A 2,116-nucleotide genomic window follows, 5' to 3' on the forward strand; every position below is an offset into this window, starting at 1 on the left:
AATATCAAAAAAGACCAACATTTAGTAGAAAAGTTTGCCAAAGAAAATACAGGAAATATCACTTTGAAAAGTTTAAAAAATGTAGTTTTGACAGACGAAAACAGGCAAACTGAAATCAAGAAAGAAATAGACGACTTGGTATTTTGCTTGTATTTCAATGTGCAACTTACTGATTTAGAAAATAACGAGCATTATCAATACTTGCGAAATCAAATATAGAAAAATCTGTTTGCTTTCAATAAGAGCTGAAATCGTATATAACAAACGCAATAAGAAAGCAGATGCAGAAGCAAAAATCAAGGCACTAAAAAAGCTTTAGAAACGTTGAAGTAGTTGAAAATCATTATTTAAAAATTAAAATATAGATGATGACAAGAAAGCGAAAGGAAATACTATTAGAGAAGGTAAAAATTACGGATTTTGCTGCTGAGGGTAAGAGCATTGCAAAACTGGACGGACAGGTAATTTTCGTGCAGAAAGCTGTCCCCCAAGATGTAGCAGACCTAAGAGTTATCAAAAAAAAGTCTAAATTCATGGAAGCGAAAGTAACTCAAATCCATGAGTATTCACCTTTGCGTGCTAAGCCCTTTTGTCAGCATTTTGGAGAATGTGGAGGCTGCCAGTGGCAAAATTTGCAATATGAGTATCAGATTTTATTCAAACAGCAACAAGTAGTTGATAACCTAACACGCATAGGGAAAGTAGAACTTCCTGAAATACAACCGATTTTAGGTTCTAAAAAGATTCAATATTATCGGAACAAACTCAATTTTACTTTTTCTAACCAGCGTTGGTTTACAGAAGAAGAAATCAATTCCGATAAATTTTTGGAAGAAGAAGTAGGGCTGGGCTTTTATGCTCCCCAACGATTTGACAAAGTGCTTGACTTGAAAGAATGTCATTTGCAAGCAGAACCGTCCAATACTATTCGCTTAGCTTTGCGAAAGTTTGCCTTAGAGAACAACCTGACATTTTTTGACTTGATGTTACACAAGGGCTTGTTGCGTAATTTGGTAATTCGCATAACGAGTATTGGGGAAATCATGGTGATTGTGCAGTTTTATGAGAACAATAAGGAGCAGATTCTCTCTGTTATGGATTTTTTGAAAAATCATTTTCCTGAAATAACTTCTTTATATTATGTCATTAACCAAAAACCTAATGACACTTACCAAGACCAAGAGATGATTTTGCACTGGGGAAAGCCACACATTACAGAATATATTGAGGATTTACAATTCAGGATTAGCCCTAAGTCCTTTTTCCAAACCAACTCTTACCAAGTAGCGGTACTTTACAATAAAGTGAGAGAGTTTGCCAATTTGAGTGGCAAAGAAATAGTATATGACCTCTACACAGGCACAGGCTCTATTGCTTGCTTTGTGGCTAAAAATGCTAAGGAAGTCATTGGGATAGAGTATGTTCCCGAAGCCATAGAAGATGCCAAGATTAATGCTCAGCTCAATGGCATTACCAATACTTCCTTCTATGCTGGGGATATTGCCGATATGCTGAACGAAGACTTTTTGAGCAAGCACCCTTTTCCAGATGTCATCATTACAGACCCCCCAAGAGCGGGAATGCACCCTGACGTAGTTGGAATGTTATTGAGGATTGCTTGCCCTAAGATAGTTTATGTCAGTTGTAACCCGGCTACTCAAGCCAGAGATTTAGCGATATTAGATGAGAAGTATAAGATTACCGTCGTACAGCCCGTAGATATGTTCCCTCATACTCATCACGTTGAAAATATTGTAGTTTTGGAACTAAGGAAATAAACAGCTAATCTATTCCTTTTTAAAGAAAAGCGAAGTTGTTATTATGTAAACTTCGCTTTATATTCCTTGCTTTTACACCAACGCCAACTTCTGCGTACTGAGGGCATAGAATTTTAAAATCTCGGAAAATAAAGCATTATATTTAGGCTGCCTTTCCAAGCAAAACAACAAAGCATACTTTCTTAACGTACTACTATCTATTTTTCAACAAAACTATCGAGCCATGTCTTTTTCTAAATTAGCTAATAACGTGAATTATTTTACATTTTCTTGAATAAATACAATTTGTTTGTCCTCTAATTTTTGTGGATATGCTTTTATGTTTGGTGTTTTTTCCA

2 protein-coding genes are annotated in these 2,116 nt (G+C 35.6%); both read left to right on the plus strand.

Annotation, left to right across the window (positions count from 1 at the left end):
• Positions 1 to 219: hypothetical protein (locus BM141_RS23345; RefSeq protein WP_177217523.1), on the plus strand; the 219-nt coding region annotated here is incomplete at its 5' end.
• Positions 220 to 365: 146 nt separating this feature from the next.
• On the plus strand, positions 366 to 1,778 hold the full coding sequence (rlmD, locus tag BM141_RS22325) for a 23S rRNA (uracil(1939)-C(5))-methyltransferase RlmD (RefSeq protein WP_317039505.1): 1,413 nt from the start codon (positions 366 to 368) through the stop codon (positions 1,776 to 1,778).
• Positions 1,779 to 2,116 lie beyond the last annotated feature (338 nt).

Origin of the sequence: Thermoflexibacter ruber (genome assembly GCF_900113045.1) — a bacterium.
GTDB classification, from domain to species: domain Bacteria; phylum Bacteroidota; class Bacteroidia; order Cytophagales; family Thermoflexibacteraceae; genus Thermoflexibacter; species Thermoflexibacter ruber.

Excerpts from the sequence above, each read along its gene's own strand:
- rlmD (WP_317039505.1), top strand. The coding sequence starts at position 366 with ATGATGACAAGAAAGCGAAAGGAAATACTATTAGAGAAGGTAAAAATT.